The sequence below is a fragment of the Pseudomonas sp. PDM17 genome (assembly GCF_014851985.1).
Lineage (GTDB): Bacteria > Pseudomonadota > Gammaproteobacteria > Pseudomonadales > Pseudomonadaceae > Pseudomonas.
Genome location: NZ_JACVAT010000005.1, coordinates 429,712 through 455,564 on the forward strand (window position 1 = coordinate 429,712; position 25,853 = coordinate 455,564).

The window sequence follows — 25,853 nt, forward strand, 5'->3', positions numbered from 1 at the left end:
CTACAGGGGGGCCGTCGCTTCGGTCGTCAGCGCAGTGGCGCGGTGCCCTGCCGGCTGTTCCCGCCATCGTCGATCCACAGGTAGCGCACTTCGCCAGCGCTTGCCGGCAAGGCCTGGGTTGGCGCCAGTACGCGCTGCGAGAACGGCGGCAACAGGTCGGCCGGTAGCGGCGAACCGGCGCTGCCCTGGCGCACTTCGGCGCCGGCCAGGGTGATGAAGTAGGCGGTGGGGTTTTCCACCTGCACCGCATTGCCGGCCCTTCGGAAGACCAGTCTGCGCGCAGCTTCCTCGGCGTCTTTCACCAGGGAGCGCGGCCGATAGATGACCTTCATCTGCGTGCGCAGCGTGACGGTCAGGCGCGACTGTCCTTCGGCCAGCGGCTCGCTGGATTGCGGCGGGATCTCGTAGAGGTTGAGCCAGTACAGCGACTCGCGGTCCTGTGGCAGCGCCTCGCCGGTGTAGAGCAGGCGCAGGCTGCGCTGCTGACCGGGGTTCAGGCGGAATACCGGGGGCAGGGGCATGATCGGCGCCTGCGCGGTCTGCGGCGCGGCGTCGAGATCGCCGTCGTCGATCCAGGTCTGGACGATGACCGGGTAAGGGTTCTGGTTCACCAGCGCCAGCGAAGCCTCGCGCTGGCCTGCATCGAAGATCACCCGCGTACGCTCGGCAGTGACCCCGGCGTGAACCTCCATGGCCCCCAGCAGCGCGAGGCCGAACAGCGCGATGAGCAGCCGTTTACTGCACACGGATCACCACCTGGGCGGTGGCTTCCACGCGGCCGGGGGTCACGGTGGGCATGCTGCCGAGGCTGAGCTTTTCCAGACGGGCGCGGAAAGTCTCGCTGTACTGGGAGATACCGCCCACTTCACCTGTCTTGTTCGAGGCGTTGCCGATGACCGGGTACCAGCCGCGCGCTTCTGCGTTGCTGCCGTTGGCGGAATCCTCGTTGGACAGCAGGTTCATCGTGCTGCCATTGCGCAGCAGGCGGATGCCCACGCCCTGGGCCATACCCGGCTCGCCGTATCGATCGGAGACCAGGTAGGACAGCCCGCCGTTGGCATTCACCAGGCCCAGGCCAGGGGCGGCCGCCAACGCTCCGGCGGAGACCTTGATTCCCAGGGCGGTACCGCTGGTGCCAGTTTGGCTGGTGCTGGGGGTGGTGCTGCTGAGCACGCCACTCTGGCACTTGAAGTCGACCTGGAAGGGCATCTCGCGGTTGGCGCCGGCATTGATCTCACCGATGGAGATCGATGGGAATACCACATGCGGTGTGACGTTGGTGACGGCACAGGTCGGGTAGCGCTTGAGCGTGACGTCGCCGTACAGGCCGATGGCGCCCGGCCAGTTGTAATGCCAGCCGCTGTAGTTGCCGTAGTGCGACTGGCCGACGGTGGGGTAGGCCAGCCCCGGCCCCTTGATGGCGATGTAACCGGCGGGCTGGGTGCGGCCATACAGCTGCGATTTCGTATTCGGCGAATAGCCCTGAGTGGACTCCAGCGGCGCCCTGAAGAGTTCGGCGCGTACCGCGCTGAGGTTCTTCGCCTTGACCAGCTGGAAGCCACGCGAGTCGATATCCAGCCCGCTGAGCTGGCGCTCGCGCCAGACGTCGGTGAAGTACTGGCCGGTTTCCACGTGGGTCAGGCGCAGCAGCACGTTCGGCCACGCGGTGCGGTAGGCCGCCGTCAGGCCGATGGAGTTGCCCACGCTGTCGCCGCCCTGGTACCAGCCGCTGTAGAGGTCGTCGCCATTGGTGGAGAACATCTCGTAGACCGCATCTCCCGCCGCACAGCGGAAAAACACGCGCTCGGCGTCGTAGCCGGCGGAGTTGCCGTACTGGGTGATGGGCGACATGGCGCTGGCGATCAGGCTGCCATCGGGCTGGAAGCTGGCGTCGCTGACGTTGATCACGCTGGGCAGGCCAAGGGAGCCGTTACAGGTATCGCAGGCGCCATCCCCCGGCCAGGCGCCGGCCACGCCCTCGCCGGGGCGGATCTGGTAGGTGAGAGTGGTGGTGGCGCTTCCGACGCCGGTGACCTTGTAGCAGGTGGCCCAGGCGCTGGGCGCAAGCAGCAGGGCGAGCAGCGGCAGGCCGCGCAGGATAGGGTTCATGAAGCCTCCGGTAGGCAGGTTGCCTGCAGGCGGACCAGTACCTGGTCGACGTCGGCGCCCTTGAGGTCGTACGGCAGCAGGCAGCCGTCTTCCGGGCGTTCGCCCCACTGCACGCGCAGGCGGCCTTTCTCGCCTTCGGCGCGGGCATAGACCTGGCCGCCCTGGCCGACCATGCCGATGTTCACACCATTGCCGTCGAGCACATCGGCGCCCAGCGGCAGCGGCTGGCCATCGGGCAGCCTGGCCTGGATCAGCAGGGGGTGGCCGGTGAGGGTCTTGAACTCGACGAGTACGGCGGCGCCGGCGTAGGGGGCGATCTTGCGTTCGGTTTCCACCAGCTCGGCGTTCTCGTCGATGCCTTGTGGGTCGAGGCTGATGGGGTTGTAGCGGTAGGGCGAGAGCGAGGGCACCACGGCATAGCCGTTACTGTCCACCCGCGCGCCCTGGCCGCCGCGCACGCCGGCGCCGCTGGCGCCCTTGGCTTCCACCAGGGCGAAGGTGTCGCCGACATAGGGCCCGAGGGTCAGGCCGCCGGTGTGCAGCACCGCTGCGCCGCGCATGCCGCCGTTGACCTGGCGGTAGCTGGAGCTTTCCGCGTAGCCGGCGTTGAAGGTGGCGACCGAGGTCTGCTGTTGCACACTGCCGTTGAAGTCGGTGCCCTGGCCTTCGCTGTCGCGCCCGGCGGAGAGGGCGTAGCTCAGGGTGCGGTCTTCGCCCAGGGTGCCGTTGAGGCCGGTCTGGTAGGTGCTGCCGCTGCTGTCGCCGGAGCGCCGCGAGGCCATGGCGCTGAGGTTCGGTGCGCGGCTGGTGGAGCCCAGCGGCATGGACAGGCTCAGGGTCAGGGTGTTGTTGCGGTTGCTGCCGTGCTGCAGGTTGTACTGCGGCGGCTGAGACGGGTCATAGTCGTCGTTCACGTCGCGGTACCAGGTGGTCTGCTGGCGCGAGTAGGACAGGTTGTAGCTGAGCTGGCGCCAGACATTGGAGTAGCCGACCTGCAGCTGGGTATCGCGGCTCTTGCCGTCGTAGTAGTCGGCGGTGGAGCCGGACAGGTAGAGGTTGCCGTACTGCCCCAGGCCCTGGTTGACCAGCAGGGTGAACTGGTTGCGCTGCTTGTAGCTGCTCGAGTCCCAGCTGTCGCCGTGTTCGTCGGCATCGCGGGCGGAGAGTGCATCGCCGAGGTCGCGGTAGCCCTCGGTGGAGTAGCGGTAGCCGGCGAGGGTCAGGGTGGTCTGGGTCGGCTGGAAGGTCCTGCTGTAGTTCAGCCCGACGCGCCAGCCCTGCTTGCGCTGGTTGTTCTCCACGGTGGCGCTGGAGAAGGTGGTGTTCATGCCGAAGGCGCCGTAGGGCGTGGCCAGCACGCCGCCGCCGAGCACGGCCAGGTAATCCTCGGCGACGCGGGTGCCGAGGTTGGCGGTGAGGGCGTTGGTGAGGCCGCGCTGGTAGGTCAGGTCGCCGAACAGGTCGTTGCCGTCACCGTACTGGCGTGCCTGGCCGACCGTGGCGCTGTAGCGCGACAGGCCCGGGCGCATGGACTCGGGCACGGCGGAGAAGGGCACGGAGAAGCGCGACACGCTGCCGTCGGCCTCGATCACCTGCACGTCCAGGTCGCCGTCGTAGGCGGTGCCGTAGAGGTCGTCGATGACGAAGGGGCCGGGCGCCACGGTGGTCTCATGGATCTTCCGGCCGTTCTGGCTGATCACGACCCGCGCGTTGGTGTTGGCCGTGCCGCGCACCTGCGGCGCGTACTGGCGCTGCGAGTCGGGCAGCATGCGGTCGTCGGTGGCCAGGCGCAGCCCTCGGTAGCCCATGCTGCCGAACAGGTTGCCCTCGGTGTAACTGTCGCCCAGGGTCAGTTCGCTGCGCAGGTCCGGCACCGCGCGCTGGGCGTAGGTGCGGATGCTGTTCCAGTCGCTGCGGGTGTTCCCCGCGTAGCTGGAATAGGTGTAGTTGGACTGGTGGCGCAGGCGCCACAGGCCGAGGTTCATGCCGCCGTTCAGGCCCAGGTAGCCGTAGTCCGAATCGCCGCCGCTGCCGGAGTCTTCGAAGCTCGAGCGGTAGAGGTTGGCGTCGTAGTTGACGAAGCCCATGGTGCTGCCGGCGTCCCATTCATCCGGGCTGACATAGCCGCGCGGCTTGATGTCGAGCAGCGCCTGGGGCACCGAGAGGTCCAGGCGCAGGCGTGCGGTGTCGAGGTTCCAGGTCGAGTCCGGCAGGCGCTCGGTGAGCCAGTGGCAGATGCCCTGGTCGTCCTTGCCGGCCTTCGGGTCGGGGCGCGCACCCAGGCTCTGACGCAGGAAGCGTTCGCTGAAGCAGGGCTCGGCGCGTTCGCCGCGCTGGCGCATTTCCACTTCGGCGCGGGTGGCGTACTGACCGTTGAGATAGAGGTCGACGTGGTAGGTGCCGGGGTCCACCTGATCGGCGCGGTTGAACCGCTCCAGGCTGCCGCCGGCCAACCCCGAGCCCATCAGCAGGCTGTCGTCGAAGCGGTAGTCCGCATCGCCCTGGGCCAGCCCCGCGACCACCATGGCGAGGGTTCCGAGGGCGAAGGGCAGCAGCGGTCCACGGTGGAGGTCAACGTGGCAGATCATGGCGAAGTTCCACTCTTGCGCCGTAGTCGTTGATCAGCAGGGCGGACAGTCGCGGCGTGCCGGCGGGCAGTGCCGAAGGCTTCTGCGCCTGCCACTGGGCCTGGCCCATGGGCGCGACCATGCTCGGCTGCAGCTTCCACTGGCGATCGCCGACGCTGAGCGTCGCGCCGCCGAAGGAGGCGTGGTAGCCGGTGGGGTTCTCCACCTTCACGCTCCAGTTGCTGCCGTTCTGCACCAGGGAGAAGCGCAGCTTCTCGGGCAACTGCTCCGGGCTGCCGGCAATGGTTGCCGGGCGGTAGAACAGTTTCAGGCGGTTGCGCAGCATCAGCAGCATCTGGTTCTGCTCGGCCTTGGCGGCATTGCGGGGCGGAATCTGCAGCACGTTGAGGTGGAACAGCGATTCGCGATCCTGCGGCAGGCCGGTGCCGGTGTAGAGGATGCGCAGGGTCTGGCCGCTGCCGGGCGCCATGCGTGATACCGAAGGGTTCACTACGAAGGGGGCTTTGGCGGTATCCGGGGTGGAGGCGGGGTCGTCGATGTCGATCCAGGCCTGGATGACGTTGGGGAAGCCATCCTTGTTGGTCAGCTGCACGGTCTTCTCCCGGGCGTCGCCGGGGTAGATGACACGGGTGCCGGTGATCACCACGCTGGCCTGGGCGAGCGAGGCGGTGAAGGCTGCCAGCAGGGCGAGCGCAAGCGTCGCCGCGCGCAGCGGGCGCAGTGGGAGGGCGTTCATCCGGATCATCTGTCCTGCCGGGGCGTTCGGGGTGCGGTCACCCCTGAACGACGCGGCGCAATGCGGGAAGGCGGCACCGGGGACGGTGCCGCGAGGTATCACTCGTAGCGCAGGGTGTAGGTCACCGAGCCGAGTACCGGGCCGGGCGTCACGGTGGCTTCTTCGGAGATGTACTGCACCGCGTAGTCGTAGCTGGCGCTGGTCTCACCGTCGGCCAGGACGATGTCACCGGCGGCCACGGCCGCGCCGCCTGCCAGGTTCACCGGGGTGCCGGCCGGGCCGTCAAGCAGCTGCAGGGCCACGCCGGTGGCGCCGCTGGCGGCGGTGTTGGTGAGGTTGCCCGAGGTAGTGGCGTTGGTCGCCTGGAACAGGGTGGTGAAGTGTTCGTCGGCGCCGCTGGGGGCGGCACAGCCGGTCAGTTGCAGGGTGAAGCTGGTCTCGCCGGTGGTCTGGCCGACGGAACCGTTCAGGGCGCTGACCGGCACGCTGTCGAGGATGACGGTCGGGTCGGTGTTGCCGTCGACCACGGCCGAGCAGGTCTGGTCGGTCACTTCACCGCTGAAGTTGATGGTGTTGGCGGCGAAAGCAAAGCCCGGCACAGCGAGGGTGGCTGCGACAGCCAGGGCGGTTGCGCGAAGTTTCATTCTCTTGAGCTCCATGGTCAGGGTTTTTTCCCAGGCCAATCTTCCCGTCAGAGCTTTCGGAAAGCTCTGAGACGAATCTGAAAGCGCCGCTGCAGGTTTTCTGCGGCGCCTGACCAACGGCGCCGGGGCCGTGGCAGAGCCCTGTGCCGGGGCCGCCGGGGGCCGCTGCCCTGCCGCGGGAAAAAAACTTTTGCTCGCCTGTCGATTCCCGCCCGCGTGCTTCGACTATGAGGTAACTGCAAGCGCACCGAGCGGGGAGACGACCATGAAGTACCTCTGTCTGATCTATGTGGATGACCAGCGCCTGTCGAGCCTGTCCGAGCCCGAGTTCCGGCGGCTGATGGACGAGTGCTTCGCCAACGACGAATACCAGCGCCGGGCCGGGCGGGTACTCGCCTCCGAGGCGCTGGAAACGGTGGAGACGGCGACTACGCTGCGGCATGGCGCGACGGGGCTGGCGGTCACCGACGGGCCCTTCGCCGAGACCCGCGAGTACCTGGGCGGCTTCGTGCTGATCGACGCCCGCGACCTCAACGAAGCGCTGCAGATTGCCCAGCGGATTCCCAGCGGTCGGCTGGGTGCCGTGGAGGTCCGCCCTGTGCGTGACTGGGATCGTTATTTCGCCGGGCGCTGAGGCCCGGCTCTTCGAGAGTTCTTTGTTTCAAGGGCTCTTTATTTCAAGAGAGAGCAACGTCAGGAGGATGTGATGCTGAAGTGGATCGGGTTGGTGGTGGTAGTGGCCGTGGTGGTGGTTCTGGTGCTGGCGGCGAATCGTCCGGGCACCTTCCGCGTGGAGCGCAGCGCGCGCATCCAGGCACCGCCGGAGAAGGTCCAGGGCTATATCGAGGACTTCCACCTGTGGGCGCAATGGTCGCCCTTCGAGAAGCTCGATCCGGCCATGCAGCGCAGCTTCTCCGGCGCCGACAAGGGCCGCGGTGCGGTGTACGCCTGGGAAGGCAACGGCAAGGCCGGGGCAGGGCGCATGGAAATCCTCGAAAGCGACCCCGGCAGTCGCGTGACCATCGCGCTGGACTTCTTCAAGCCGTTCAAGGCCAGCAACACCGCCGAGTTCACCTTGGTGCCGCGCGACGGCGGCACCGAGGTGACCTGGGCGATGTTCGGTCCGGTGCCCTTCGTGGCGAAGATCATGCACCTGTTCTTCGACGTGGACAGTATGGTTGGCAAGGACTTCGAGGCGGGCCTGGCCAGCCTCAAGGCGCTTGCCGAGAAGGGCTGATGCAGCCCGCAACCTGAAGGAGGTGAGCCATGTGCCCTCTGTGCGTATCGACCCTGACGCTGGCGGTCACCAGCGTCCTTTCCGCCGGCGGCGTCAGTGCCTTCGCCGTCACCCGCCTGCGCGGCAAGCGCCGCGCCCGGCCCAACGAGCAACGGGAACGCCCCCAGGAGCGTGCGACATGAAACTGGCCGATAAAGGTTCTTCATTTCCGGAGATGCCCCGCGTGGTGTCCCAGGCCGCCTGGCGACAGGCACGCATCCGCCTGCTGGAGCAGGAAAAGGCCGCCACCAAAGCCCGCGACGCGCTCAACGCGCAGCGTCGCGAGCTGCCGGTGGTGCGCATCGACAAGGACTACCGCTTCGAGGGTGCGCACGGCCCGCTGCGCCTGCTCGACCTGTTCGAAGGCCGGCCGCAGCTGATCGTCTATCACTTCATGTTCCATCGCGACACGGGGCTGGGCTGCGAGGGCTGCTCCTACCTGATCGACAACCTCGGCCGGCTGGAGCACCTGCATGCGCGCGGTACCACCTTCGCCATGGTGTCCCGCGCGCCGCTGGAGGAAATCGCGCCATTCCGCGCCCGCATGGGCTGGCAGTTCCCGTGGTACTCGTCGTTCGGCAGCGACTTCAACTACGACTTCCATGTCAGCGTCGATGAGTCGGTCGCCCCGGTGGAATACAACTATCGTGACAAGGCGGAGCTGGAGCGCCTCGGCCAGGACTACCACGTGCGTGGCGAGCAGCCGGGCATGAGTGTGTTCCTGCGCGACGGCGAGCAGGTCTTCCACAGCTACTCGACCTACGGCCGCGGGCTGGAGGCACCGCTGTTCACCTACCACCTGCTCGACCTCACCCCGCTGGGGCGCGGCGAAGGCTGGGGCGGCATGCCCGACTACCAGGGCAAGGGCATGAACTGGACGCGCTTCCACGACGACTACGACCAGGCCGCGCCGCCGCACAGCTGCTGCGGTTCCTGAGCCGACCCGACTACAACACGGAGAGATTCCCGATGACTGCTGCCCAGAAGAACGCCATCCACAGCGAACTGCACGCGCTGCTGGAAAGCTGGCTGAAGTCCGTGCGCGCCTCCGACGTGGAAGGCATCACCGGCCACTACACCCGCGACATCCTCGCCTTCGATGCGGTGAAGCAGTTGCAGTTCAAGGGCGTCGAGGCCTATGCCAGCCATTGGCGCGACTGCACGCAGATGTGCAAGGAACCCACTTTCGAGATCCATGAGCTGAGCTTCGAGAGCGGCGGCGATACAGCCTTCGGGCACTACCTGGCCTACTGCGGCGGCACCGACGACAAGGGCCAGCACAACGCCTCCTGGGCGCGGGTCAGCGTCGGCCTGCGCCGCGAAGCGGGGCAGTGGAAAATTGCCCACGAGCATTTCTCGATTCCTTTCGATCCGGCGACGGGGCAGTTGCTGTTCGATGCCAAGCCGTAACCTGCTCCTACAAGAGCAAAGGCCCCTCACCCTAACCCTCTCCCGCGAGCGGGAGAGGGGACTTTTCGGCGCAGGATGAAACCATGGCGTCAGCCGGCACAATCGGCCCCCTCTCCTGTGGGAGAGGGCTGGGGTGAGGGCAAGGCCCAACTCCGAACTTCACTGTGCTGCGTAACACCCCGCAACGATCCCCCCGTCGCATCCGTCCGGCCACCTCCCACCATGCCGCGAATCCGTGCAGGATAGGCAGACCCATTCCCGCCAAGGATCACCGGCCCCATGCACGAGTACGCCGACCAGCCCCTGCGCGACGTGGTGGACGAGGTCTATCGCCGTGAATCGCGCCGGGTGCTGGCCACGCTGATCCGTCTGCTGGGGGATTTCGACCTCGCCGAGGAGGCGCTGCACGAAGCCTTCGTCGCCGCCGTGGACCAGTGGCGGCGCGACGGCGTGCCGGCCAACCCGCGCGCGTGGCTGGTCTCTGCCGGACGCTTCAAGGCCATCGACGGCCTGCGTCGGCGTTCGCGTTTCGACGCGTCTCTGACGCAGATCGCCGAGCAACTGGAGATCGACGCGCAATCGGTGGAAGAACTGGCCGACGAAAGCGTCGAGGACGACCGCCTGCGGCTGATCTTCACCTGTTGCCACCCGGCCTTGCCGGCGGACTCGCAGGTGCCGCTGACCCTGCGCGAAGTCTGCGACCTGAAGACCGAGGAAATCGCCCGCGCCTACCTCGCCACGCCTTCGACCATCGCCCAGCGCATCGTCCGCGCGAAGGCGAAGATCCGCGACGCGCAGATTCCCTACCAGGTGCCGGAAGCCGCCGAACTGCCGGAGCGCCTGGCCAGTGTGCTGCGGGTCATCTACCTGGTGTTCAACGAGGGGTACTCGGCCTCGGCCGGCGATTCGCTGACCCGCACCGACCTGTCCGCCGAAGCCATCCGCCTGGGCCGGCAGCTCCTCGAATTGCTGCCGGAAGCCGAAGTGATGGGCCTCCTGGCGCTGATGCTGCTGCACGAGTCGCGGCGCGAGGCGCGTACCGCCGAGGATGGCGAGCTGGTGTTGCTGGAAAACCAGGACCGCGCGCGCTGGGACCGTGCCTTGATCGGGGAGGGCCAGCAACTGATCAGCGCTGCGCTCGCTACCCGGCGTATCGGCCCCTACACCCTGCAGGCGGCGATCTCCGCCGTGCATGCCGCCGCTGCGGACATGGCCAGCACCGACTGGGCAGAGATCGTCGGCCTCTACGACCTGCTGCTGGCGATGCAACCCTCGCCGGTGATCGAACTCAACCGTGCCGTGGCCCTGTCCATGCGCGATGGCCCGGAAGCGGGGCTGGCGCAGGTCGATGCCATCCTTGCCCGTGGCGACCTGCAGGATTACCACCTGGCCCATGCCGCGCGTGCCGATTTCTGTCGCCGCCTGGAGCGCCGCGAGCAGGCGCGCGGCGCCTACGAGCGCGCACTGGAGTTGGCGAAGCTGGAGCCGGAACGGCGCTTCCTGGAGCAGCGGATTCGCGAACTCGACCGCTGAATTGCATTGCAACATCCAACTGCCAGACTGTGCGACTGACCCCTGCCGACCCGTGCCCATGACCGAACCGACGCCGCGCGATTCCCTCTGGACCGTCTTCCTGATCTTCCTCCGCCTGGGCCTGACTTCCTTTGGCGGGCCGGTGGCGCACCTGGGCTATTTCCGTGAGGAGTTCGTGAGTCGGCGGCGCTGGCTGGAGGAGCCGCACTACGCCGATCTCGTCGCCCTCTGCCAGTTCCTCCCCGGCCCCGCCAGCAGCCAGTTGGGCATGGCCCTGGGCGCCTTGCGCGCAGGGCAGTGGGGCGCTTTGATGGCCTGGGCAGGCTTCACCTTGCCGTCGGCCTTGCTGATGCTGCTGGTCGCCCTGGGGCTGTTGCGGCATGGACAGTGGTTGCCGTCCGGTGCGCTGCACGGACTGATGCTGGTGTCCGTCGCCGTGGTGGCCCATGCCGTCTGGGGCATGGCCAGGTCGCTGTGTCCGGACTGGCAGCGCCAGGGGCTGATGATCCTGGTGACCGCGGTGGCGCTGCGCTGGCCCGGCGTTGTCGTGCAATTGCTGGTGATCCTCGCGGCTGCGCTGATTGGCATGGTCTGGCTGCGACCGCCCACGGTGGACGATTCGGTGGGCCCGGACCATTGCGCGTCGCGTCGTCGGGGTGGCTTCTACCTGCTGCTGTTCTTCGCGCTGCTGGCGCTTCTGCCGTTGGCGGCGGCTGAGTGGCATTGGCCATGGCTGACGCAGTTGGACGCCTTCTACCGGGTCGGCAGCCTGGTCTTCGGTGGGGGGCATGTGGTGCTGCCGTTGCTGCAGAGCGCGGTGGTCGACTCCGGCTGGGTCGATGCACAGACCTTTCTCGCCGGTTATGGCGCGGCGCAGGCCTTGCCGGGACCGCTGTTCACCTTCGCCGCATTCCTCGGCGCGGCCATCACTGCGCCGGGCGGCGCGAGCGGCGCGCTGCTGTGCCTGCTGGCGATCTTCCTGCCGTCCTTCCTGCTGGTGCTCGGCGCCTTGCCGTTCTGGCAGAGCCTGCGTCGCCAGCGGCCTCTGCGCACGGCGCTGGCCGGGGTGAACGCCGCCGTGGTCGGCCTGTTGCTGGCGGCGCTGATCCATCCCATCGGCAGCGAGACCATCGTCGGTCTGCTCGACATTTCCCTGGTCGCGCTGGCTTTTCTGGTGCTGCTCAGTGGCCGCGTTCCGCCCTGGGCGCTGGTGCTGCTGGGCGCGCTGGGCGGAGGGCTGGCGGGGGCGTTCTAGAGGCTGCTCACCAGGTGCCCGCCGTCCACGGCGAGTACCGCGCCGGTCATGAAGGCGCCGGCGTCGCTGGCCAGCAGCAGGAAGGGGCCTTCCAGTTCCCTGAGCTGGCCGAGGCGGCGCATCGGTACCGTGTCGCGGATGTAGGCCTGGCCCTTGTCGCTGTCGAAGTAGGCGTCGTTCATTTCAGTCCTGAAGTAGCCCGGTGCGATGGCGTTGACCCGTACGTTGAAGCGCGCCAGTTCCAGCGCCAGGGACTTGCTCAGCTGCACCACGCCGGCCTTGGCCGCGCAGTAATGGCTATAGCCGCCGCCCACGCGCAGGCCGAGGATCGAGGCGATGTTGACGATGCTGCCGCTACGCCCGGCCTTGGCCAGACGCTGCGCCGCGCACTGGGCGACACGCCAGACGCCGTCGAGGTTGGTGGAGAGCATGCTGCGCCAGTCTTCCTCGCTGACCTCCAGCGCGCGCTGACCGTTGCCGATGCCGGCGTTGTTGAGCACCACATCCACCACACCGAACTGCGCCTCGGCGCTGTCGAAGGCCGCCTCGACGCTGGCGCGGTCAGTTACATCCAGCGCCACGGCATGGGCTTCGCCGCCGTCGGCACGGATGGCTTCGGCCAACTGCACCAGGCGTTCGGTGCGCCTTGCCGCCAGCACCACGCGGGCGCCCGCACGGGCGGCCACGCGCGCCAGGTGTGCGCCGATGCCGCTGGAAGCGCCGGTGACCAGTACGGTCCTGCCGGCGAGGGAGAAGAGGTCGTTGCTCATGGCTGCACCTTGTTCATCAGAGCGAATTCGCTGATCGCCAAGGTTAGCCGGATGCGCCCTCAAGGGCGTGCAGGGTGTGCCATTCGCGCGGCTGATGACGTTGACAGCATGGGTATCGCCTGGGCTCCACCCCTCTTGCGACCACGCACCATCACGGCCGGGAGGGCGGAGGTAGGAGGGTGTGGAGCGAAGCGATATCCATCGATGAGCGGGCCATGCCCGCGATCGCGCGCATGGAGCGCTCCGGCAGTTGGCTTGTCGTCGCGGAGAACACCAAAGAAAAAGCCCGGCGGATGCCGGGCTTTCTCATGACGCGGGAAGCGAATCAGGCAGCGAGTGCACGAGCCTGCTTCTTCTTCACCTGCGCGCGGCAAGCATCGCCGAACGCCTGGAAGATCTTCACCGAGTCGGGGTTCTTCGCCGCCTGCCATTCCGGATGCCACTGCACCGCGAAGAGGAAGGAGGAAAGCGTCGGGGCGTGGATCGCCTCGACCAGGCCGTCTTCGGCGTGGGCGATGGCTTCGATGCCCTTGCCCAGGTTCTTCAGGCCCTGGCCATGCAGCGAGTTGACGCGGATCTCGTCACCCAGCAGCTGCTGCAGCCAGCTGCCCTGGATCGGGCGAACGCCGTGGGCCGGGCTGTACTGCACGTCGACCGGGTCTTCGGGATTCTCGCGATGGTCGTTGAAGCCGGGTTCGGCATAGACCTTCTGGTAGATATCGCCGCCCAGGGCCACGTTGATTTCCTGCATGCCGCGGCAGATGCCGAAGATCGGCAGGCCACGCGCGATGGCGGCCTTGATCAGCGGAATGTCGAAGTTGTCGCGGTCCTTGTCCTGGCCCTTGCCGGGAGTTTCATTCTCCTGGCCATACAGGGTCGGATCGATGTTGCTGCCGGCGCCGGTCAGGTACACGCCGTCGGCCATGTCCAGGTATTGCTCGAGGTCTTCGATGCCGCAGCAGGTCGGTACCAGTACCGGCACGCAATCGGACTGTTCGACCAGGGGCACGATGTATTTGTGGGTCATTACCTGATAGTCGTGGCCTTTGCGCTCTTGGCTGCCCATGGACATCAGGACGACGGGTTTACGGAGAGTCTGTTTCTTGTTGCCAATGTTGCTGTTGGACATATGTCACCTTTGGACGGGCTGCAGCCCATCGTTTTTGTGCAGGCGCGCAGCGGAAAGGCGCGCTACCTGAGGCCCCGAGCACTGCCGGGAGCGCACAGAAGGCGAAGTTTCCCGGTCGAAACCTGCCTACCAGCCTGCCAGAGCCGTTAAATATGTCAAACGAATTCGACGCGGGCCGTCAAAAATAATGGCCGAAATCCTGTCTTACAATTCTTATATCTGATTGTTTTTAAAGGATTTATTTAAATATCTCGACGTGCTGAAAAGTCCATTATTTAAAACGCCTGGTCATAATGGTGAAAAATTCTGCACGCTTTTTCACGGCATCCGTTCAGGATCGGCAACGCCCGCGCAGGCGGCACGCTCTGCCTCGCGGGTTTGCCCTCAGTGGCACTCGATGCGGTTGCGGCCGTTCTGCTTGGCCCGGTAGAGCGCGCTGTCACTGCGGGAAAGCCCGGCCTCGGCAGACGCGTCGCTGGCTTCCAGCGCAGCGATGCCGATGCTGATGCTCAGCGGGATGCGCTGCCCGCCCTGCATCAGCGGCTGCTCCAGCAATTGCTGCTGCAGGCGTTGGGCGAAGACCTGGGCGGCGGCAACGTCGGCATCCCCCAGCACCACGGCGAACTCCTCGCCACCCATGCGCCCGGCAAAGTCGACGCGGCGGATGTCGCGTCCGAGGATGCTGGCGAAGTGACGCAGGGCCTCATCGCCGACGGCGTGGCCCCAGCGGTCGTTGATCGCCTTGAAGTGGTCGATATCGCACATCAGGATCGCCGCGTGGTGCGTCGTCGAGCGTTGCACGCGGCCAAGCTCCGCCTCGATCAGGCGCATGAAGTGGCCACGGTTGGGCAGTTGCGTGAGGAAGTCGGTGGTAGCGAGCACCTGTAGCTCGGCTTCGATACGTTTGCGTTCGGTGATGTCGGTGATGAAACCGTGCCAGATCAGGGTGCCGTCGGCCACGCGCTTGGGGTGCGCGTTGCCCTGGCGCCAGAGCGTGCCGCGTCCGGCGATCTGCACACGGTATTCGTGCCGCCAGGGTTGCAGGAGGGCGGCGGAGGCTTCCAGCGAGGCGAGGCAGGCCGGCAGGTCCTCGGGGTGGATCAGGTCGCGCAGGAACACCGAGTTGTGCTGCATCTGTTCGGCCGCAATGCCATAGATGTCCATCACCCCGGCACTGACATAGGGGAAGGTGCCGGTGCCATCGGGCAGGCGACGGAACTGGAAGACCATGCCGGGTATTTCATTGGTCAGGTCGGTGAGCAGCTCCACGCTTTCGCGCAGTTGCTCGGCCATGCCCCGCAGGGCAGTGATGTCGGTGGTGGTGCCGAGCATGCGCAGCGCGTTGCCGGCGGCATCGCGCTCGACCACCTTGCCGCGGCTGCAGACCCAGAGGTAGTGGCCGTCCTTGTGGCGCAGGCGATGCTCCACCTCGTAGGCCTCGGTGCGGCCCTCGAAATGATCGCGCATGGTGTTCTGCACGTACTCGAGGTCGTCCGGGTGCAGGCGCGTGTAGGCGTCCTCGATGCGGCTGCCGATCTCGTCCTCGGCGTAGCCCAGCAGGGACTTCCAGGCGCTGGAATAGTGGATCTCGCCGGTGGGCACGTGGCGATCCCAGATGCCGGTTCCGCTGCCGTCCACCGCCAGGGCCATGCGCCGCTCGCTTTCCTTCTGTGGCATGCGGGCGCGGTCGAGCAGGGCCTCGCCCAGCTCCAGTACATCGTCCAGCAGCGTCTGCTGTTGCTGGCTGAGCGACTGGTCGCCATTGCCCAGCAGCAGCAGGCGCGCCTGGGGGAAGCCTTCCTGGTCGCGCAGCGTCTGGCTGGTCAGCAGGTTCAGGAGCTGGCCCTGGTGGCTCAGCGGGCTGGTGGCGGCATTGAGGGACAGCAGGGTGGCCAGGGAGAGGGCGCCGGCACCGTCGATGCCGAGCTGGCCGAGCAATTGGCCGCGCATGTCGATGAGCAGAACGGCGCAATCGCCACCCGCATGGCGGGCGAGACGCAGCAGGCCGTCGTATCGCCCGTACTCCTGTACCCCAGCTTTACTGGAAGTTCGCATCCGATAGCAGCTTCTTCAACGGAGGATGGGCGTGATTCTGAATTGTGCTCCGCGCCGGACATGCGGCAGACGGACGCAGGTGGCTTTATGAAATCACGGCCGCTCAGCGGCCACAATCTCCACCTGCGACATGGGCGACGAGCGCACCTCGCCCGCCGGGTGTGCGACGGGCGAGGAGGGCGTCAGTTGATGAGCTGGTCGATCAGCACGGCGTTGGTGTAGATCAGGCTGCCGTCGCGGGCGCTGTGGCCGACCAGGTGGAACTGCCCGCGGTGCTCGGCGCCGCCCAGGTACACGCGGAACATGCAGTCCGCCAGCGGGCCGACCGCTTCGGGCATGTGCAGGTCGAGGGTACGCAGGTCGGCGTCCACCATCATTTCCTTCTGGCCGTTCTCCTGCAGGTACACCTCGGCCTGCTCCAGGTGCAGGCGGTCCTCATCGGTCAGGTAGAAGCGGATGTCTTCCAGCGGCGTGGGCTTCTGCTCGGCGGTGGTCTTGCACCAGCCTTCGAGGGTCATTGCGCTCATGGTGAGGTGCCTCCGTGGTTCGCGTAGGGATACAACGCGTCGTCGCAGAGTTGGACCGTTTCGCTGGCAGGTTCGCTCACTTTTTGTTCAAGACAGCGTTCGGGACATAAAAAAAGCCGCTCCAATGGAGCGGCTCGAAGGACGTCGAAGGAGCAATCACAATATCAACGTCAGGAGTTGTCTTCCGCAGGGAAAGTGCGGAAGCGGGAAGATGGGGTAATTCTAGAAAGTTGCAGCGGCGGGATAAACCGTTATTCCGGGAAGAGACTTTCTGCACGGGCGTAATAATCTCGCCTGGACACGGGGCAAACTTTCAGACGAATCCGAAAGTTGCCCCGCTCAATAATTCAGCGAATGTTCGTGCTGAATTACAGGATCGACAGCGGGTATTCGACGATCAGGCGCAGTTCGTTGTTGTCGGCTTCACCCTGGTCGGCGTTGGCGCGGTGGAAGGCCTGACGCACGCGGAAGGACAGGTCCTTCGCCGGGCCTTCCTGGACCACGTACTTGGCTTCCAGGTCGGTCTCGTGGTGACTGCCGTCCTCGCCGTACATGCCGGCGTAGCTGCCATCGGCGTCGGCGTGGCTGCCGTCGATGCCGGTACCGTTGATGTAACGGGCCATGAAGCTCAGGCCCGGTACGCCGTAAGTGTCCATCGCCAGGTCGTAGCGCACCTGCCAGGAGCGCTCGCCCGGACCGTTGAAGTCGGAGTACTGCACGGAGTTGGCGAGGAACACCGAGTCACCGGTGGCACCGTCGCCGTCGTCGCCGAAGCCGACGTAGTCGAACGGGGTGTCACCGTGGACTTTCTGGTAGGCCAGGGTGACGGTGTGCGCCTGCAGGAAGGAGTAGGCGGCTGCCAGCGACCAGGTGGTGTTGCTGATCTCGCCGGCCTTGGCCTGGCCTTCGTCGTTGGTGCGGTAGATGTTGAAGTCGAACGCCAGCGACTGGTCATCGGCGACCGGCAGCACCCAGTTCACGTTGCCATAGTACTGGCGCCAGATGTCCTTGAACTCGGAGCCGTACAGCGAAACGCTCAGGTTGTCGTTGATCGCGTACTTGCCGCCGAGGAAGTCGACGTCGCTGGTTTCCACGCCGGCATAGGCCGCCCACAGGCCGCCGTCGCGGGCGGTGGTGACCGGGCTGGTGCCGGAGGTGAAGTGACCGGCTTCCAGGTCCAGGCCTTCGATTTCGCTGCTGAACAGGTTGAAGCCCGACGCGGTCTGCGGGATCAGGCGGGTGCCGCCGGCGGCGAACACCGGAGCGGTCGGCTGCATGTCGCCGAATTTCAGCTCGGTCTTGGAGATGCGCACTTTCAGCGCGCCACCGGCCTTGCCGTAGTCGTCATCCGGCTTGCCGTCGTTGCCGACCGGCAGGTTGCCGGTGCCCGCGCGGCCACGGCCGGCGTCGAGCTTGATGCCCAGGTAGCCGAAGGCGTCCACGCCGAAACCGACGGTGCCCTGGGTGTAGCCCGAGGAGAAGTTCGCCAGGAAGCCCTGGGTCCAGTCACGGTTGTCGCCGCGACCGTTCTTGCCGTCGTGGTCGTAGTAGTAGTTGCGCAGCAGGACGTCGAACTTGGCGTCCTCGACGAAGCCCTTGGCATCGGCCTGATCGGTGACGAAGGGTTCGGCGCTGGCGAACTGGCTGGCGGCGGCGGAAACAGCGAGCACGATGGCGCTGCGTTTGAGGTGCTTCATGGATATTGCCCCTAGAGTCTTGGAGGACCGGCTCGATGAAGTGCGTGAGAGCCGGACGTTTTTATAGGCAGGCACAATGAATCCGAACGTGGATTGACCACGGCGGAAAATCGCAGGAAGTTGCGTTGGCATTGTTGCAGTTAACTGGCTTTGTATTCCCCCACGAATTGCTCCAAGCGTGGGAGAGCCGACGTCATAATGCCGAAAGAGTTCGCCGTTTAAATAACGGATTATGAAAAGGTCTATGTCTCAAATTGTAATAATCAGGAATTTTGTCGCGTTGCCATAACTCATTCGGAAGTTCCGTGTATATATGCAGCGTCACTGTTTCCGGGGCTGCGGGCACGGTGACATGGCGCGTGACCGGAGGATGCGGCTAAGCTGCGCGACCCGACCGCCGCACCCCGTGCGGCGACGTGCCCCATTCACCGACAGCAGAGATTTGTCCCATGACGCCTACCTTCATCCCCGACGCGGATCCCGAATCCATCTCCTCCGACGTCGCCGGCTTCGGCGGCCTGCTGGTTTCCACGCAGATCCCCACCCTCGAGGACGGCAGCCTGGAACTGGGCGACATCAAGGCCCAGAGCGTGGCGACCCTGCGCAGCCTGCAACTGGCCCTGGAAAAGGCCGGTAGCGGCCTGGACCACGTACTGCACCTGACCATCTACCTCACCAGCATGGCCGACCGCGCCGCGTTCAACGAGGTGTACTGCAGCTTCTTCACCAAGCCCTACCCGGTGCGCGCCGCCGTCGGTATCTCCGAGCTGGCCGTCGAGGGCATGAAGGTGGAAGTCACCGCCATCGCGGCCAAGCGCGCGGGCTGATCTTCCCGCCTTTGCCGGATCGGGCCGCTTTGCGGCCCTTTCTTTTATGTACGGCTCCTCATTGACCTGAGCGCACCTCTGGTTCGCGAGCAAGCCCGCTCTTACCGGTCCAGGCCAAGCTGCTCTGCGTAGGAGCGAGGGGGACGCCTGGTTCTTGCTCGCGAATAGCCCCCGCTCCAAACCCTCCCGAATGTATTCCTTTGTATCTGCCGTTCCCTGAGCGGACACACGCATACAAAAGCCTCCAGACGCCGATACGTCCGCGATACATCACTGCGGCGAAATAGCCCTACCCGAACGACAGGGCGCAACGGCTGGGAAACCTCCAGTGCCTCGTTCCAGGGAATCGCCCTTGCGGCATGACCCGGCGCAGCAAGCGCCACAGCATCTGGAGAAGCAGCATGACTCGTACCTCGAAGACTCAACTGGGCCTGATCGCTATCGCGCTGGCTGGCGGCTTGAACATGGCGTCCTCCGCTTTCGCCGTCGAAGCTCTGCCGCAGGGTTACCAGCTGGCTTCCGCCGCCAAGGCCGGCGAGGGCAAGTGTGGCGAGGGCAAGTGCGGCGCCAACGAGGCCAAGGCCAAAGCCAAAGCCAAAGCGAGCCAGGGCGAAGGCAAGTGCGGCGAAGGCAAATGCGGTGCCGACGGCGCCCAGGCCAAGGCCACCGGCGCCGAGGGCAAGTGCGGTGAAGGCAAGTGCGGCGACGCCTCCTTTGCCCGCACCGATGCCGACCACGACGGTCGCGTCTCCCGCGCCGAACTGCTGGCCGTGGCGCCCAAGGCGGGCGCGGAGTTCGACGCCATCGACGCCAACCACGACGGCTACCTTTCCGAGGCCGAGGTCTACCAGTTCCGCAAGAATCAGTTCGACTCCAACGGCAAGCCTTTCCCGTCCGACCTCTACAGCAAGCTGAGCCAGGCCAAGAACTGACAGACGCTGCCCCTCCCCGAGCCGATGGCCGGGGAGGGCACTTCGCCAAGGAGACTGCCATGACCCCTTCCGTACCCCTGCAGGGAGCCGGCCTCGGCCTGCGCCGCGCGATGCTGCCTGATCTGCTGACCCTGGACGAGCGCGCCGTGGACTTCCTCGAAGTCGCCCCGGACAACTGGATCGGCGTCGGGGGGACCTACGGCGAAGGGCTGGCCCGTCTGGCCGAACGCTTCCCGCTGTCCTGCCATGGCCTGTCGCTGTCCCTGGGCGGCCCGGAACCGCTGGACCATGTATTCCTCGGTCGCGTCCGCGAATTTCTCGACCAGCACCGGGTGCCGCTGTTCAGCGAACACCTGAGCTACTGCTCCGACGAAGGCCACCTCTACGACCTGATTCCCATGCCCTTCACCGACGAGGCCGTGCGCCACATCGCCAGCCGCATCCGTGAAGTGCAGGACATCCTCGGTCGCCGCATCGCCGTGGAAAACATCTCCTACTACGCCGCGCCCTACCAGGCGCTGAGCGAGATCGACTTCCTCCTCGCGGTGCTCGGCGAGGCTGACTGCGACCTGCTGCTGGACGTCAACAACCTCTACGTCAACGCCCACAACCACGGCTACGACGCCGCCGGCTTCCTGGCCCGCGTGCCGGCCGAGCGCGTCGCCTGCCTGCACGTCGCCGGCCATTACGACGAAGCGCCGGACCTGAAGATCGACACCCACGGCGCCGCCGTGAAGGACGACGTCTGGAGCCTGCTGGCCAGCGCCTACCAGCACCTGGGCAGCGTCCCGACCCTGCTGGAGCGCGACTTCAACCTGCCGCCGCTGGCCGAGCTGCTCGGCGAAGTAGCCACCATCCGCCACCTGCAAACATCCGCGCGCCAACCGGAGGTGCGTCATGGCTGAGACCTTGCGCGAGCAGCAGTTGCGCATGACCCGCTACATCCGTGACCCGCAGGCCAACGAACCGCCGCCCGGCATCGAGGCGCGGCGCCTGGCGGTGTACCGGCAACTGTTCTTCGGCAACCTGCAAGCGCTGCTCGCCGGCAACTTCCCGGTGCTGCACGCCAGCCTGCCAAGTGAACAGTGGCAGGGGCTGACGGAGGATTTCTACGCCAGCTTCCACTGCCAGACGCCGCTGTTCACCGAGGTGGCCGGCGAGTTCGTCGACTACCTGGAGGGCTGCAGCGAGCAGCTCGGCTGGGTCGCCGAACTGGCGCACTACGAATTCATCGAGACCGCGCTGCTACTCAGCGACAACACCGAGCCGGCCCATGACCCGGACGGTGATTTGCTTGAGGGTGTGCCGCTGCTGTCAGCGCTCGCCGCGCCTCTGGCTTATGCCTGGCCGGTCAGCCACATCGGTCCGCAACACATTCCTCTGGACGCCCCGGCCGAACCGACACTGCTGCTGGTGCGCCGGGATACCGACCTGAAGGTGTACTTCTCGCGGTTGGCCCCGTTGGCCCATGCTCTGCTGGTGTCGCTGCAACAGTGGCAGCTCACCGGTCGCCAACACCTCAAGGCGCTGGCTGAAATCGCCGGCGTCGAACCGGCCGCCATCGAAGGGCAGGGCATTGCCCTGCTGCGCAGCCTGAAAGCACAGGGCGTGGTGCTCGGCACCCGCCCGAACTGCACCACTCCACGTCGTCCCCCATTGCATCGCCCCTGAAGGAGAAGCGTCATGACCGACACCCTGGCAACCGTGATCTACACCGCCCACACTCACACCACCGGCGGCCGCGACGGCCGCGGCCAGACCACCGACGGTGAGCTGGACCTGCCCCTGAGCCCACCCGGCTCCGGCCGCCCCGGCACCAATCCCGAGCAACTGTTCGCCATCGGCTGGTCCGCCTGCTTCATCGGCGCCCTGCGCCGCGCCGGGCAGAAGCTGAACGTGCGCCTGCCGGCCGATGTGGCGGTGGACGCCGAAGTCTCCCTGGGCAACACCGCCGACGGCGGCTTCGCCCTGGCCGCCCAGCTCACCGTGCACCTGCCGGGGCTGGAGGCCGAGGACAAGGCGAAGCTGGTCGACGAGGCCCATCAGATCTGCCCTTATTCCAAGGCTTCGCGCGGCAATATCGAGGTGGGGTTCGTGATTCCCTGATTGCACTTTTATCCACAGCGCAGCCCGCGCACCTTCATCGGTGCGCGGGCTTTTTTATGTCCTATCGGCGCGCGAGGCGCTTCTCTGTAGGAGTGGGCTCTGCCTGCGATCCGCCGGCAGGCCCGGTGTCTTCTTTTGCTCTGGTGTTGCAGGCCTGCTGCGTTGGATTGGATATTCCTGCGCCGCTTTGGCGAGCGCGCGGATTCTGTGTTTCGCCCCCTCGGGCGAGTCACTTGGCAAACGACGGATGGCCGCCCCACCCAAAGTAACCAAAGGTCTTGCCCCGGACATCCGGTTTTTCGCTTAGGCGAAAAATACCCTCGTCGAACGGGGCATTCGGCGCGGGCGGAAATCTTTCTGGAAGACCTCAAGAGCAAGAGCCGGTGTTTGCGTAGGGCGAATAACCCGGAACGGGTTATCCGCCGATACCACGACGGCGGATAACGCTGGCGCGTTATGCGCCCTACGATCGCTGCGACGGAGTCGCGACTGGCATGAAGACCCGAGGGTAATACGCACCTTGTAGGAGCGGGCCATGCCCGCGAACAGCGGACAAGGTCCGCGTTCGACCCCTCGCGCCGACTTCCCGCAGGCAAACAAAAACGCCCTCTCCAGAAGGAGAGGGCGTCGCTGGTCGAACAGAAGAGTCGTTGGCTGATCAGACGTTCCGCGAAGCTCCCATTACCCGCCGCACCAGTCCATCCAAACTCAGCGCTCCCGCGCCCTTCAGCACCAGCGGCAGCAGTGCCACCAGGTAGATGAGCGGCAGCTTGTAGTTACCGAAGCCATGATCGGTAATCGAGTAGCCCTGGGCCAGTTCCGCGAGGCTCGACCACTGCGCCGGCCAGTGCACTGCGGCGATGGCGACGAGGGTCACGACGATCAGCGAGGCCGAGGCGAAGCGAGTCGCCAGCCCCAGGAGCAGCAACACCGGCGCGATCAGCTCGGCCCACATCGACACCTGCCAGTCGAAGCCGGCGGAGAAGTGGTTGAAAGGGAAGGGGAAGCTGGCGTGGATCTGTTCGAACCAGTTGTCGCCGTGCCATTTCTCCAGGCCCGATTCGAAGAATTCCCAGGCCAGGAACAGCCGCAGCGGGATGTCCCAGCCCCAGGCGGCGAGGCGGTCGAGTTGGTCGAAGGCAGCTTTGATCGGGTTCAGGGTCAGCAGGGTCATGGCGCACCTCGTGGGCAATGTTGTGGGCAGTCGGTCGTGGGCAAGACTTGGGCGGCCGGGCGAGGGTTTCGCCCGGTCGGGGAGGAGGTCGGGGTCAGGCGTTCGGCAGCGCGGGACGTGCGCTACGGCGCAGGCGGACGGCCAGTTTGGCGATGAGCTTGAAGGCGATGGCGCTGAAGATCAGGCCGAAGCCCAGCGGGTACCAGGATCCCATCGGCAAACGCTTGTAGAAGGACAGGAAGAACACCCCGGCGATCACCCAGGTGCCGGTGCTGTGCAGGCTCTTCCAGACACGAGCGCCGAGCAGCTTCACCGCGTAAGGGAAGGAGGTGACGGCCAGCAGGGCGATGAACAGGTAGCCGACCGAGCCGGGAATGTTCGCGGCGACGCTGCGGCCGTTCCAGAAAGTCTCGGGAAAGAACTTCACGTAAAGGAGGATCAGCACCGCGTGCACGGCGTGGGAGAAGGCGAAGGCCAGCCCGAGGAAGCGCCGCTCGCGCAGCAGGCCACGGGTGAAATCGCTCGGCATTAGCGTTGCCAGGGACGAGGCGAGGAAGGTGGCGAGGAACAGCGCGAAGGAAGTGCGGGCGGTGACGCGGATCGAGCTGCGCAGCGCTTCCACCCCTTGTGGCTGGGACCACAGGGCCAGCGCGGCGGCGATCAGCACCAGCAGCGACAGCAGGGAAAACAGGCGCCAGCCATGCAGGCGGGCAGGTTCGGCGGGATGGTTCATGGCGGGCTCCTTTGGGGAACGCGGCGGGCGGGGTGCCGCCGCTGTTCGTGGAGCCATCTTGTCGACGGGCCTTATCCCGGATGTGTCCGGGGAAGGCCGTCTTGTATCTCTGTGTACATCATCGGGCGGGCGGCAGTTCCAGTTGCACGCACAGCCCGCCGCTGGCGCGGTTGGACAGGGTCAGCGTGCCGCCCAGCGCCTGGCTCAGCTGCAGGGCGATCGCCAGCCCGAGGCCGGTGCCGCCGGTGCTGCGGTTGCGCGAGCTTTCCACCCGGTAGAAAGGCTTCACCACCTCGGCGAGTTCCTCCTCGGGAATGCCGGGGCCGTCGTCGAGTACACGAACACACACGATGCCCTGGGTATCGCGCTCGACTTCCACTTGGGCGGCCCCGCCGAACTTCAGGGCGTTGTCCACCAGGTTGGTGAGCACCCGGCGCAGCGCGTGGGGGCGGGTTTCCAGCACGGCGTTGCTGTTGCCCTGCAGCTCCACGGCCTGGCCGCTGTCCTGGTAGTCGAGGACCAGGCTGTCGAGGAAGGCGTCGAGGTTGACCTTCACCGCCGCCTCGCTGGCGCCGTCCATGCTGCGTGCGTAGGCCACGCCTTCGCGGACCAGGTGCTGCATCTCTTCCAGGTCACTCCACAGGCGTTCGCGCTCGGGCGAGTCGTCCATCTGCTCGACGCGCAGCTTCATCCGCGTGATGGGCGTCTGGAGGTCGTGGGAGATGGCGGCGAGCAGTTGCATGCGCTCCTTGAGGTAGGAGCCGATACGCCCCTGCAGCGCGTTGAAGGCGCGGGCGGCGTAGGCGACTTCGCTGGGGCCGCGTTCGTCCAGCTCCGGCGCCGGGGCATCCGGATCGAGATGATCCACGGCCAGGGCCAGACGCGTGAGCGGACGGATCGCCAGGCGCACAGCAATCCAGGTGCAGAACAGCAGCAGCGCCAGTTGCACGACCAGCACCCAGGGCAGCCATTGCGCCACGGGCACGCCCTTGGGCGTCACGTCGATGGTCAGCGGCATGCCGTCGGCGAGCTTGAGGTGTGCCTGGAAGTGCGGAATGGAGCCGGGAATGTCCTCGAAGCGCAAGGCGTAGCGCGGGCCAATGGAGTCGGCAATGGACGTCGCCGCCATCGGCGCCTGCGCCATGTTCATCGGCTCGCCCGGTTCACCGCCATCCAGCCGGTAGCGGTAGTTGGGCCGCTGCACCATCGGCAGCCAGGCCTCGCGCTCATCCTTGGGCAGGCGGTCGAGCAGGGCAACGGCGGTGCTGACGTCGGTCTCCAGGTTGCCCAGCATCATGCTGCGCGCACTCTGGTAGCGCTCGTAGAACTGCGAGCAGAACGACAGGCTGTAGGCGAACACCAGCCCGGCGAGGAAGATCAGCGCCAGGCGCGCAGCCAGCGTGCGTGGCCAGTGCAGGAGGGATTTCATTGGTTGGGCTCGAGCAGTTCGACGGCCAGGGCGAAGACGTAGCCTTCGCTGCGCACCGTCTTGATATAGGCCGGCTCGCGGGCGTCATCCAGCAGGCGCTGGCGCAGGCGGCTGACCAGCAGGTCGATGGAGCGGTCGAAGATGTCCGCCTCGCGGCCCTGGGTGAGGTTCAGCAGTTGCTCGCGGCTGAGCACGCGCTGCGGGTGATCGACGAACACGCGCAGCAGGCGGTATTCGGCGCCGCTCAGGGCGACCAGGGTGCCGTCTTCATCGAGCAGGTGGCGGGCGGTGGTGTCCAGCTTCCAGCGGCCGAAGCCGATCAGCCGGCTCGCCTCGCTGACCTGCAGGTTCGGCGGCAGCATGCGGGTGCGGCGCAGCACGGCGTTGATCCGCGCCAGCAGCTCGCGGGCGGAGAAGGGCTTGGTGAGGTAGTCGTCGGCGCCCATTTCCAGGCCGATGATGCGATCGGTCTCGTCGTTGCGCGCGGTGAGCATCAGCACCGGCGTGGACTTGTGCTTGCCCACGCGCAGCTCGCGGCACAGCTTCAGACCGTCGTCGCCGGGCATCATGATGTCGAGGACGATCAGGTCGACGCTGTTGGCATCGAGGAAGGCGCGCATCTGCCGGCCGTCTCCCGCCAGGCTCACGCGCAGGCCGTTCTTCTTCAGGTAGTTGCCGACCAGCTCGCGGATCTCGCGGTCGTCGTCGACGATCAGTACGTGATCGACATGGTCCATGCCGGTTCCTCGTTCGTAGTGGGTTGAGGCGAGTTTATAGCGCAGCGCCGCGCTTGCCTTCCGTGCTTTGTATTCCACTGTATCTACAGCCGCCGCCGATACCCGGCGCGGCAAACCCGGGCCCTGCGCGACACAAGCCCGATACCTCCTGAACGTGAAATGGGCACCAACGGCGAGGCACACAGC

Annotated in this window: 26 protein-coding genes; 12 read left to right on the forward strand and 14 right to left on the reverse strand. The window is 66.3% G+C overall.

Annotated elements, in window-relative coordinates; genetic code table 11:
- Positions 1 to 26: 26 nt before the first annotated feature.
- The 5 genes from IB256_RS20185 to IB256_RS20205 all read right to left on the reverse strand — a co-directional run bounded on the left by IB256_RS20185 (position 27) and on the right by IB256_RS20205 (position 6,077).
- Positions 27 to 746: a molecular chaperone gene (locus tag IB256_RS20185; RefSeq protein ID WP_405306819.1), complete on the reverse strand. Its 720-nt coding sequence runs from the start codon at positions 744 to 746 to the stop codon at positions 27 to 29.
- On the reverse strand, positions 736 to 2,109 hold the full coding sequence (locus IB256_RS20190; RefSeq protein ID WP_192289861.1) for a fimbrial protein: 1,374 nt from the start codon (positions 2,107 to 2,109) through the stop codon (positions 736 to 738). Before IB256_RS20190 ends, IB256_RS20185 begins: the two co-directional genes overlap by 11 nt.
- Positions 2,106 to 4,697, reverse strand: coding sequence for a fimbria/pilus outer membrane usher protein (locus IB256_RS20195; RefSeq protein ID WP_192403815.1), 2,592 nt, complete (start codon positions 4,695 to 4,697; stop codon positions 2,106 to 2,108). The genes IB256_RS20190 and IB256_RS20195 overlap by 4 nt, the downstream gene beginning before the upstream one ends.
- Positions 4,681 to 5,433: a molecular chaperone gene (locus tag IB256_RS20200; RefSeq protein ID WP_192403817.1), complete on the reverse strand. Its 753-nt coding sequence runs from the start codon at positions 5,431 to 5,433 to the stop codon at positions 4,681 to 4,683. The genes IB256_RS20195 and IB256_RS20200 overlap by 17 nt, the downstream gene beginning before the upstream one ends.
- Positions 5,434 to 5,531: 98 nt before the next feature.
- Positions 5,532 to 6,077, reverse strand: a complete 546-nt coding sequence (locus IB256_RS20205; protein WP_192403819.1) for a fimbrial protein — start codon at positions 6,075 to 6,077, stop codon at positions 5,532 to 5,534.
- Between the two features lie 265 nt (positions 6,078 to 6,342).
- Between IB256_RS20205 and IB256_RS20210 the strand changes: the two genes are divergently transcribed.
- The 7 genes from IB256_RS20210 (at position 6,343) to chrA (ending at position 11,551) form a co-directional block, all read left to right on the forward strand.
- Entirely contained in the window at positions 6,343 to 6,711 is a 369-nt protein-coding gene (locus IB256_RS20210; protein ID WP_192403821.1) for a YciI family protein, read from the forward strand.
- Positions 6,712 to 6,783: 72 nt separating this feature from the next.
- Positions 6,784 to 7,314 (forward strand): SRPBCC family protein, encoded by a 531-nt coding sequence (locus IB256_RS20215; protein WP_081517560.1) that lies wholly within the window; start codon positions 6,784 to 6,786, stop codon positions 7,312 to 7,314.
- A gap of 29 nt (positions 7,315 to 7,343) precedes the next feature.
- The gene (locus IB256_RS20220) at positions 7,344 to 7,496 is read left to right on the forward strand and encodes a hypothetical protein (RefSeq protein WP_167523265.1); all 153 of its coding nucleotides are present in this window, start codon (positions 7,344 to 7,346) and stop codon (positions 7,494 to 7,496) included.
- Positions 7,497 to 7,528: 32 nt separating this feature from the next.
- Positions 7,529 to 8,290 carry a DUF899 domain-containing protein gene (locus IB256_RS20225; RefSeq protein WP_225601879.1) on the forward strand — a complete coding sequence of 254 codons (762 nt, stop codon included), beginning with the start codon at positions 7,529 to 7,531 and terminating at the stop codon, positions 8,288 to 8,290.
- Between the two features lie 32 nt (positions 8,291 to 8,322).
- Positions 8,323 to 8,763, forward strand: coding sequence for a YybH family protein (locus IB256_RS20230; protein ID WP_225601853.1), 441 nt, complete (start codon positions 8,323 to 8,325; stop codon positions 8,761 to 8,763).
- A gap of 279 nt (positions 8,764 to 9,042) precedes the next feature.
- Positions 9,043 to 10,296, forward strand: coding sequence for an RNA polymerase sigma factor (locus IB256_RS20235; RefSeq protein ID WP_192289849.1), 1,254 nt, complete (start codon positions 9,043 to 9,045; stop codon positions 10,294 to 10,296).
- 58 nt (positions 10,297 to 10,354) lie between these two features.
- The gene (gene chrA, locus IB256_RS20240) at positions 10,355 to 11,551 is read left to right on the forward strand and encodes a chromate efflux transporter (RefSeq protein WP_192403823.1); all 1,197 of its coding nucleotides are present in this window, start codon (positions 10,355 to 10,357) and stop codon (positions 11,549 to 11,551) included.
- On the opposite strand, the gene IB256_RS20245 is transcribed toward chrA, so the two are convergent.
- The 5 genes from IB256_RS20245 to IB256_RS20265 all read right to left on the reverse strand — a co-directional run bounded on the left by IB256_RS20245 (position 11,548) and on the right by IB256_RS20265 (position 17,729).
- Positions 11,548 to 12,321, reverse strand: a complete 774-nt coding sequence (locus IB256_RS20245; protein WP_192289845.1) for an SDR family NAD(P)-dependent oxidoreductase — start codon at positions 12,319 to 12,321, stop codon at positions 11,548 to 11,550. The two genes, chrA and IB256_RS20245, sit on opposite strands and share 4 nt — an antisense overlap.
- 325 nt (positions 12,322 to 12,646) lie before the next feature.
- Entirely contained in the window at positions 12,647 to 13,450 is an 804-nt protein-coding gene (locus IB256_RS20250; protein WP_151189532.1) for a gamma-glutamyl-gamma-aminobutyrate hydrolase family protein, read from the reverse strand.
- Positions 13,451 to 13,834: 384 nt separating this feature from the next.
- The gene (locus IB256_RS20255) at positions 13,835 to 15,505 is read right to left on the reverse strand and encodes a sensor domain-containing diguanylate cyclase (RefSeq protein ID WP_192403832.1); all 1,671 of its coding nucleotides are present in this window, start codon (positions 15,503 to 15,505) and stop codon (positions 13,835 to 13,837) included.
- Positions 15,506 to 15,687: 182 nt separating this feature from the next.
- Entirely contained in the window at positions 15,688 to 16,032 is a 345-nt protein-coding gene (locus IB256_RS20260; RefSeq protein ID WP_081517568.1) for a hypothetical protein, read from the reverse strand.
- A 368-nt stretch (positions 16,033 to 16,400) separates the two neighbouring features.
- On the reverse strand, positions 16,401 to 17,729 hold the full coding sequence (locus IB256_RS20265; RefSeq protein WP_192289841.1) for an OprD family porin: 1,329 nt from the start codon (positions 17,727 to 17,729) through the stop codon (positions 16,401 to 16,403).
- A gap of 449 nt (positions 17,730 to 18,178) precedes the next feature.
- Here IB256_RS20265 and IB256_RS20270 point away from each other — a divergent pair, with 449 nt between their 5' ends.
- From IB256_RS20270 to IB256_RS20290, 5 genes are all read left to right on the forward strand, one after another.
- Positions 18,179 to 18,556: a RidA family protein gene (locus tag IB256_RS20270; RefSeq protein ID WP_192289839.1), complete on the forward strand. Its 378-nt coding sequence runs from the start codon at positions 18,179 to 18,181 to the stop codon at positions 18,554 to 18,556.
- Between the two features lie 401 nt (positions 18,557 to 18,957).
- On the forward strand, positions 18,958 to 19,488 hold the full coding sequence (locus IB256_RS20275) for a hypothetical protein (protein ID WP_192403834.1): 531 nt from the start codon (positions 18,958 to 18,960) through the stop codon (positions 19,486 to 19,488).
- 59 nt (positions 19,489 to 19,547) lie between these two features.
- Positions 19,548 to 20,393: a DUF692 domain-containing protein gene (locus IB256_RS20280; protein ID WP_192403836.1), complete on the forward strand. Its 846-nt coding sequence runs from the start codon at positions 19,548 to 19,550 to the stop codon at positions 20,391 to 20,393.
- Positions 20,386 to 21,159 carry a DUF2063 domain-containing protein gene (locus IB256_RS20285; RefSeq protein WP_192403845.1) on the forward strand — a complete coding sequence of 258 codons (774 nt, stop codon included), beginning with the start codon at positions 20,386 to 20,388 and terminating at the stop codon, positions 21,157 to 21,159. Before IB256_RS20280 ends, IB256_RS20285 begins: the two co-directional genes overlap by 8 nt.
- 12 nt (positions 21,160 to 21,171) lie before the next feature.
- Entirely contained in the window at positions 21,172 to 21,594 is a 423-nt protein-coding gene (locus tag IB256_RS20290; RefSeq protein WP_081517574.1) for an organic hydroperoxide resistance protein, read from the forward strand.
- Positions 21,595 to 22,252: 658 nt separating this feature from the next.
- On the opposite strand, the gene IB256_RS20295 is transcribed toward IB256_RS20290, so the two are convergent.
- The 4 genes from IB256_RS20295 to IB256_RS20310 form a co-directional block, all read right to left on the reverse strand.
- Entirely contained in the window at positions 22,253 to 22,768 is a 516-nt protein-coding gene (locus IB256_RS20295) for a DoxX family protein (protein WP_192403856.1), read from the reverse strand.
- A 94-nt stretch (positions 22,769 to 22,862) separates the two neighbouring features.
- Positions 22,863 to 23,501 carry a ferric reductase-like transmembrane domain-containing protein gene (locus IB256_RS20300; protein WP_192403858.1) on the reverse strand — a complete coding sequence of 213 codons (639 nt, stop codon included), beginning with the start codon at positions 23,499 to 23,501 and terminating at the stop codon, positions 22,863 to 22,865.
- Positions 23,502 to 23,619: 118 nt separating this feature from the next.
- Positions 23,620 to 24,930 (reverse strand): ATP-binding protein, encoded by a 1,311-nt coding sequence (locus tag IB256_RS20305; protein WP_192403860.1) that lies wholly within the window; start codon positions 24,928 to 24,930, stop codon positions 23,620 to 23,622.
- Complete coding sequence (locus IB256_RS20310) at positions 24,927 to 25,667, reverse strand: response regulator (RefSeq protein ID WP_081517582.1); 741 nt, start codon at positions 25,665 to 25,667, stop codon at positions 24,927 to 24,929. The genes IB256_RS20305 and IB256_RS20310 overlap by 4 nt, the downstream gene beginning before the upstream one ends.
- Positions 25,668 to 25,853: the final 186 nt, after the last annotated feature.